This window comes from Bradyrhizobium sp., from assembly GCF_004799445.1.
Taxonomy (GTDB): Bacteria; Pseudomonadota; Alphaproteobacteria; order Rhizobiales; family Xanthobacteraceae; genus Bradyrhizobium.
The window spans coordinates 1-6,636 of record NZ_SSNA01000178.1 but is presented as its reverse complement, the minus strand read 5'-3'; the positions used below and the strand labels follow the sequence as shown (position 1 = coordinate 6,636).

Annotated in this window: 8 protein-coding genes and 1 tRNA gene; 3 read left to right on the top strand and 6 right to left on the bottom strand. The window is 60.7% G+C overall.

Going from position 1 to position 6,636, the window contains the following annotated elements; all coding sequences use genetic code 11:
- Positions 1-160: 160 nt before the first annotated feature.
- The 3 genes from E8A46_RS23145 to E8A46_RS23135 form a co-directional block, all read right to left on the bottom strand.
- Entirely contained in the window at positions 161-922 is a 762-nt protein-coding gene (locus E8A46_RS23145) for a hypothetical protein (protein ID WP_291566228.1), read from the bottom strand.
- Between the two features lie 641 nt (positions 923-1,563).
- The gene (locus E8A46_RS23140) at positions 1,564-1,968 is read right to left on the bottom strand and encodes an ASCH domain-containing protein (protein ID WP_291566226.1); all 405 of its coding nucleotides are present in this window, start codon (positions 1,966-1,968) and stop codon (positions 1,564-1,566) included.
- Positions 1,969-2,195: 227 nt separating this feature from the next.
- A tRNA-Tyr gene (locus E8A46_RS23135) sits at positions 2,196-2,281 on the bottom strand.
- 202 nt (positions 2,282-2,483) lie between these two features.
- Between E8A46_RS23135 and rlmB the strand changes: the two genes are divergently transcribed.
- Positions 2,484-3,311, top strand: coding sequence for a 23S rRNA (guanosine(2251)-2'-O)-methyltransferase RlmB (rlmB, locus tag E8A46_RS23130; RefSeq protein ID WP_291566225.1), 828 nt, complete (start codon positions 2,484-2,486; stop codon positions 3,309-3,311).
- A gap of 164 nt (positions 3,312-3,475) precedes the next feature.
- On the opposite strand, the gene E8A46_RS23125 is transcribed toward rlmB, so the two are convergent.
- The 3 genes from E8A46_RS23125 to E8A46_RS23115 form a co-directional block, all read right to left on the bottom strand.
- Positions 3,476-3,946 (bottom strand): hypothetical protein, encoded by a 471-nt coding sequence (locus E8A46_RS23125; RefSeq protein WP_291566223.1) that lies wholly within the window; start codon positions 3,944-3,946, stop codon positions 3,476-3,478.
- Positions 3,947-3,981: 35 nt separating this feature from the next.
- The gene (locus tag E8A46_RS23120) at positions 3,982-4,479 is read right to left on the bottom strand and encodes a hypothetical protein (protein WP_291566220.1); all 498 of its coding nucleotides are present in this window, start codon (positions 4,477-4,479) and stop codon (positions 3,982-3,984) included.
- 169 nt (positions 4,480-4,648) lie between these two features.
- Positions 4,649-5,344: an urease accessory protein gene (locus tag E8A46_RS23115; RefSeq protein ID WP_291566219.1), complete on the bottom strand. Its 696-nt coding sequence runs from the start codon at positions 5,342-5,344 to the stop codon at positions 4,649-4,651.
- Between the two features lie 240 nt (positions 5,345-5,584).
- Here E8A46_RS23115 and E8A46_RS23110 point away from each other — a divergent pair, with 240 nt between their 5' ends.
- Together E8A46_RS23110 and E8A46_RS23105 are read left to right on the top strand one after the other, a co-directional pair.
- The gene (locus tag E8A46_RS23110; protein ID WP_291566217.1) at positions 5,585-5,839 is read left to right on the top strand and encodes a hypothetical protein; all 255 of its coding nucleotides are present in this window, start codon (positions 5,585-5,587) and stop codon (positions 5,837-5,839) included.
- A 398-nt stretch (positions 5,840-6,237) separates the two neighbouring features.
- Entirely contained in the window at positions 6,238-6,501 is a 264-nt protein-coding gene (locus E8A46_RS23105; protein ID WP_291566216.1) for a hypothetical protein, read from the top strand.
- Positions 6,502-6,636: the final 135 nt, after the last annotated feature.

The following is a 6,636-nucleotide window of genomic DNA, read 5'->3' as shown; positions in this document are numbered from 1 at the left end:
CCGAGCTCTAGCGAGAGGCGCTCACACTCTTCGTTCAATACTCTCATCAATTGGCCAAAGTTGATTTGCTTGCCGGTCCCGGGATGGTCCCAATTGCGCTCTTTTGCAATCGTCACAAGAAGACACCCGGCGCGGCACTCGTCGGCGGCCATGTACTTCGTCAGAAGCTGATCCGTAATCGTTTTGAATAGGTCCCTCCCAGATCGTCCGTCACCAAGCTTGAGTTCGATTGTCCCGATCTGCTTGGACGAAGTCGAAGCAACAGCTGCGGCGTGAACCCTGGTGCGTTCAAGTTCACGCCCATACGGTCGCTGTCGAAAAGGCTTCCGAAAAGTTGCGCCCCCGAGCCTTCTGTAGAGACAGCGCTTTGCGCCAGGCCTGCTTCCAGAACCTCAACGCCTGCAACAGGATTCAGTCGAATGAGCGCTGGGAGCCAAACGGTCGCGAAGGGAACGGATAGCCCCTTGCTTAGACGTTCGGCGGCGACAGTCTCAATAAATCGCCGGTCATCGTTATTTCCGGCCTTCAACAGGATTTCGACACCTTGTTGCAGATTCTGTTTTGAGGCCGGATTATTCGGTGTGGCGTCAATTTTGGCCAAATCCCTGAGCCACGCACGAATGCGGGGGATAAAAAGTGCCGCCACAACAGCGGAAGCGTGACTAACATTCTGAAGAAACATAGAGTAATTGGAATCGTCGTCGCCTTCTCGCAATGAGATTGTCAATTCCTCCCCGAGAACCCGGTCAACTGCGGCTGGGTGCACGATCGCGAGGCTCTCAAGCCATGACGGGAAACCATTTAGTTCAAGAGGAGCATATCGACACGCGAGTTCGGCTTCCTCCTCACATAAACGCTTCGCCCATGTGGGGTCTTCTGCCTCGGCAGATATAGCCGCGAGGCCGAACTGCCATCTGACCAAAAATGTACCTTTCTCATGGTCGGGTCGTTCACTGCGAAGTGTGGGTTTACCCGCGTGCATATGTATCCCGTACCGCCTCGCGCGGCAGTCGTGATCGAACCGGTCTCCGCCAATAATCGCTGCAAAACGGGAATTTCCGCGGTCAGGGCCGGAGACTCTCGGCGATTTCGTCCCCGGGATTGAGAGATCGGGAGCCTGGAGAGTCGAATACGCGAAAAGCCCGGATTTCCGGGCCTGTGAGGCGCAGGTTGCAAACTATCGCCTGACGCAGGACTGGCTGGCTGTGGCGGAAGGTATCGAACCTCGATATGGCGATTTGGAACTCGGTTGCTCTCGCCTGTTCGAGTGGAGCTAAAGAACCCCAATTTCGTTAGTGTTCATAAGCCTCTCGCAACACTCGAATTTGGAGAAACGTACCGAATCCGCGGAGTCCAGAGCCCCGGAGAGAAATGGGCCATTTGGAGAAGAATGAACTGACTTTGCCGATTAGTAGTCCGGAGCTCAAATCAGAAATCGCTGCTAACACTGGGCTTAATTGCCAACAACGCTGCGGAGAGAATAGACGACTACGGCCAAGCTGGCGGAGGGAAAGGGATTCGAACTGAAGGTACGTATCAAAGCGGCCTACGTAACAGCGAGTCTCATTTATAGCTCTCGGGCAGCAAGCCTAAGGCGGCAACGAGCGCTGCTGTTGCTGAGCGTAGACCTAAAGAGCCCTTCCACGGCTTGAAGGGCAGCGCGCGGCTCCGATCGAGAACGAAACCGAATCGGCCCTCGAACCAGGGCGAGGAGTGCGCGTCGACACAGTCGATAATATTCGTGGTGCCGACGATTCCACCGAGTGGCAATTCGAGCTGCGGCAAATCGATGCCGAATTGTCGCGCGATGTCGGCGACCGAATGACCGCTGGGACGCTGGGAAGTGTGAACCAATACTGGCCCACGATAGCTTGTCGCCCAAGATCGGTTTTCGATGTCCTTGAAACCGTGAACAATCAATGAGGCCCACGGCTGGCGTATAGTAATGATCTTGCAGATTGGACCCATGCGGAGGACACCTGAATATCAACGCTCAACCGCAGTTTATGGAGTTTCGAGCCCTTTCCAAGTCTTTTATGGATAAATTTACCCTTATATTTCAGATAGTTAAATGATATTTGGGCGACTCCGGTCGCTTGCTCAAGAAATCTGAATTGATGTTACCCGGACTGTTACCCGAATTCGCGTCGCTTAAATTAGCGTTCTGACAATCATCTCTAAATGATTGATATAATTGGTGGGGGAAGAAGGACTCGAACCTTCGAAGTCATAAGACGGCTGATTTACAGTCAGCTCCCTTTGCCACTCGGGACACTCCCCCGCTCAACAGCATCGAAACCCACCCGCCGAAATGGCGGCAATAAGGTTACCGATGACGTAAATACCGGGGGCCGATGGCGGGCTCCCGGTCGGCGCGTTTATGACGGAAGGGCCATGGCAAAGTCAACCAACGCCCGCGGCTAATATGCCGCCCTCGAGGCACCAAATTGCCATTATCCGGAACCCGTGACACAAGCTGGCCCATGAGCGATCGCGATCGAAAACCCGGGTTCCGGCGCGGCGGCGGCAAAGGCCCCGACCGGGGCCACGAATCCGGCCGCCGGCCGCCCTGGCGCGGCCGCGACGGGAGCGCGGACGATACGGTCATTCTGTATGGCTGGCACACGGTGGCGGCGGCCCTGGCCAATCCGCAGCGGCGGATCCGCAAGCTGCTGGTGACTGAAAACGCCGCCCGGCGCCTGGCCGACGACAAGATCGACACCCGCGTGACGCCGGAGATCGTGCGGCCGACCTTAATCGACCAGCGCCTCGGGCCGGACGCCGTGCATCAGGGCCTGCTGGCGGAAGCCGATCCCCTGCCCTCGCCGGATATCGATACGCTGGCGCAGGAGGGCATCGTGCTGGTGCTCGACCAGATCACCGATCCGCACAATGTCGGCGCGATCATGCGCTCGGCGGCGGCGTTCGCGGTCAAGGCCATCGTCACCACCGCGCGCCACAGTCCGGAAGCCACCGGCGTGCTGGCGAAGTCCGCCTCCGGCGCGCTGGAACTGGTGCCGCTGGTGACCGTACAGAATCTCGCCCGCACGCTCACCGAGATGAACGAGCAGGGTTTTCTGACCGTCGGGCTCGACAGCCAGGGGCCGGAGAATCTCGGTGCGGTGGTGCTGCGCCAGCCGCTGGCGCTGGTGCTCGGCGCGGAAGGCAAAGGCCTGCGGCAATTGACGCGCGACACCTGCAGCGTGGTGGCGCGGCTCGACATGCCCGGCGAAATCAAGAGCCTGAACGTGTCGAACGCCGCGGTGCTGGCGCTCTATATCGGGGCGAGCAAGCTCGGCCTGATGGGCTGAACCCCTCCAGAACATACCGCGCGCCCGCCAGCGGGTTTTCGAGGGCCGCATGCGCTCGGATTGATTCGGGAGCGGGTGCAGGTTTGCGTCAAAAAGACCGAGCGCCGGTTCTGATTGATTCAGAACCGACGCTCGCGCCTTAAGTCTTCGATGATAGGCGGCGATCAGTAGTAGCGGCGCAGCACGTGCTCGCGATAGCCGTAGTGGTGAAAATGGCCGTAGTAGTGGCGCGGCGCGCCGTAACCGTAGCGATGCGGCGTGTAGCCGTAGCCGTAATGATGGCGGTGATGGCGATAACCCCAGCCGGATACCGCGCTTTCCTGATAGGCCGGATAAGGCGCGAAGTTGCCGGGACCGGTATAGGTCGGGCCCTGGTCGACGTAGTAATATTGCGGCGACCCCGCGGCGACGGCACCATATTGCTGCACCGGATCGGGCAGCCGCTCACGATAGCCCCAACCGCCGCAGCCGGTGTTGCAGCCTGAATAGGTCGGCACGTAGGTCTGGGCGCAGGGGCTGACATATCCGCACGGCGAGCACCCGCCGTCGAACAGTCCGCCGCAGGCCATCGCGGGCACGGCGCTCGCGGCCATAACGGCGATCGCCGCTACCAATCCTGAAATCATCTGACGCATTACTCTCTCCTGGGTAGGTTTCTTGTTGGCTAGGTTTACGGCTGAAGTTTCTTGGGCTTGCGAAAATCCGGCGGCGGACTGCCGAAGTCCTGCTGGATGCTGCCGCCGCCATAGGGCGGAGCGGCGATCACCGGCGGCGGATACAGCGGCACCGTGGGCTGCGCCTGTTGCGGTTGCGACATGGATTCCGCCGACACAGAGTCATGATAGCTTTCCGCGGGCTTCGGCAGCTTGCGGTTGGCGGGCGGCTCTATTTCGAGACGCCCGTAGCCCGGCTGGTGACCGGCGCTCGGATAATAGTGACCGACATGGGGCTCCCAATCGACAATGTGTCCGCCATAGACCGTAGGCTGCACATGAATGCCCTTGCCAAGACCCCAGTCGCCCTCGACGACGGCATAGGATGCGTCGACGCCGTTAATGATGATGGGCACGCCGGGACGCCCGGGAATCACAATGACCGGGGTGGTGCTGCCGGCCCAGGCGGTCGACGTCGTTCCGATCAAAATTGCCAGTACAAATGCTGCGCGCATTAATTCAAATCCAGATACTGGCCCTACCCTAGTCGAATGGGCGAGCCCAGGGGTTAAGGCTTTGGGCGAAACTGGCGGTAAGCCTAACGCCAAAGCCTTCACGCTCCGTCAATTGCGGGAAATCGCGCTATGAAAAAGTTAACGGCTGGAGCAATCGGCCCCGCGCGGGTCACGCCAGCAGGGTTTCGACGATCGTCCTGACGCCGATCGCGAGGGTCATGACGCCGACGGCCCCCTGCAGGCCGCTGTTGGCCCAGGTCAGCCACCGCGCGGAGAGCGCCAGCGGCACGGCAATGACCACCGACAGCGCCCCCATCCCGAGCATCGAGCCGATCCCGAACAGCGCGACGTAGCCGAGCCCGACCGCAACACTGGAGGCCTGCGATACCGCCAGCACCAGCAGCGCCGCCGAGCCGGCCATGCCATGCATCAATCCGACCAGCAGGGTACGCCAGCGGAAGCCGTGGGCGTGCACGTGAGGCGCGCGGGCGTGCGGCGCGGTTTCTCCGGCATGGCTGTGCGCATGGACGTGCGCGGCGCCGTCACCGTGGCTGTGCGTGTGGAAATGCACGCGGTCGCGCCACAGCCGCCACAGCACGTGCGCGCCGAGGCCGACCAGCATGATGCCGACCGCGCCTTCGATCGGACGCGCCAGATCTTCGGGTATGGCCTGGCCAAGCCCAAGCGCGGCGCCGGCAAAGGCGAACAATGTCAGCGTATGGCCGATGCCCCAGGTCAGACCATGTTTGACAACATCGGCGACCTCGGTCCGGCGCGCGGCGATGCTGGAGACCGCCGCGACGTGGTCGACCTCGAGGGCATGCTGCATACCCAGCAGAAATCCGAACCCCAGAACTCCAAACATGCTCGGCCCACCTTGCCTCTTCGACCCGCTCGATCGCACACTTCACTCGCGCTGGCGACCAGCAATGACTGGAAACGAAAAACCTGCTGCACCGGCTTGTGTTTGCGCGGCCATCACGGCTATTTGAGCGGGTTGAGCGGCAAATTGGAATAGGAATCGAATCGCGTTGTTCGCGCGGGCGCTGAATCTGTCGGGCGTTGCGAAGACAAGACGCGTGACACGGCAAAGGGGGAGCAACCCATGATGAAATTCGGACTTGTTGGCGCAGCGCTGGTTGTTTCTGCCTTGCTGGCTGCGCCTGCGATGGCGCGGGGCGCAAGGACCGTCCATGCAGCCACCGTTTGCGATCCCAGGGACCCGGGAAACCCGTTCAGCCGGACGTACGATTTCATGGAATGGAGCGCCTGGCGGCGGCGCGGCGGCTGGGATACCCGTGCGGAGTGGACGTGTCAGCCGATCCCGGCCATTTACGCCCACCACGCCAACTCCTGGTAGCCAGGTCGCGGCTGCGCGCGGCATTAACCCGGTTGAAAATCGCCACTTCCGATCGGAACGCTGCCGCAGCGTACCGCCGTCTTAGTTGCTCACTTGCGTTGATCGTTTGATCTGGCGTCTCCGCAAGGCTTGTCGCCCATCAGGACGACGAAGCGGTGATGCAGACGCGGGCGCGGCTGTTGCCAAGTCGCGCGAGGGCGCTGCCGTAAGCAGATAGTCCCGTTGTTGAAAAAGCCACCGTGTAAGCACTCTGTGCTGCTCGAGGACGACCCCGAGCGCATGCTGCGCTGCGGCTGTATCACAACTTTTTGTGCTCGGCCGAGGGAACCGAAATCGGAACCCGCATTCGCGGCTGGCGTTCTCTCTTTGCTCTTGGCACAACCCAATGGAGAAATTCCATGACCAAACTTAGCTTGTTGGGTGCTGCTGCAGTGCTTTCTTCCTTGCTGGCAGGGCCCGCCATGGCGCAGCACATGGCTGCGCAGTCCGGCTACTACGCCCAAACCGGCGCTTGCCCGGGCCACGAGGCGGGAAATCCCTATACCAGGCAAGAGGATTACATGGCCTGGAGCGCCTGGCGCGCCAGGGGCGGATGGGACGACCATAACGACTGGTACTGCCTGCGTGGCAGCTACACGCGCCACCACGAGGCGGGATTCTAGCCTGACAAATTTTGCGGCAGATCTGGCTGCAGGGCATCACGATATCGAAGAAGGCGGCCGCAAGGCTGCCTTTTTTCCTCCGCTCAAATCAACGATCCGGCACAAGGCCTTTGGGACTCATCGACCGGCACAGCC

What these genes read in the sequence shown, in the direction of transcription:
- E8A46_RS23140 (WP_291566226.1), bottom strand. Translation starts at nt 1,968, where the DNA reads ATGGGTCCAATCTGCAAGATCATTACTATACGCCAGCCGTGGGCCTCA.
- rlmB (WP_291566225.1), top strand. Translation starts at nt 2,484, where the DNA reads ATGAGCGATCGCGATCGAAAACCCGGGTTCCGGCGCGGCGGCGGCAAA.
- E8A46_RS23125 (WP_291566223.1), bottom strand. Translation starts at nt 3,946, where the DNA reads ATGCGTCAGATGATTTCAGGATTGGTAGCGGCGATCGCCGTTATGGCC.
- E8A46_RS23120 (WP_291566220.1), bottom strand. Translation starts at nt 4,479, where the DNA reads ATGCGCGCAGCATTTGTACTGGCAATTTTGATCGGAACGACGTCGACC.
- E8A46_RS23115 (WP_291566219.1), bottom strand. Translation starts at nt 5,344, where the DNA reads ATGTTTGGAGTTCTGGGGTTCGGATTTCTGCTGGGTATGCAGCATGCC.
- E8A46_RS23110 (WP_291566217.1), top strand. Translation starts at nt 5,585, where the DNA reads ATGATGAAATTCGGACTTGTTGGCGCAGCGCTGGTTGTTTCTGCCTTG.
- E8A46_RS23105 (WP_291566216.1), top strand. Translation starts at nt 6,238, where the DNA reads ATGACCAAACTTAGCTTGTTGGGTGCTGCTGCAGTGCTTTCTTCCTTG.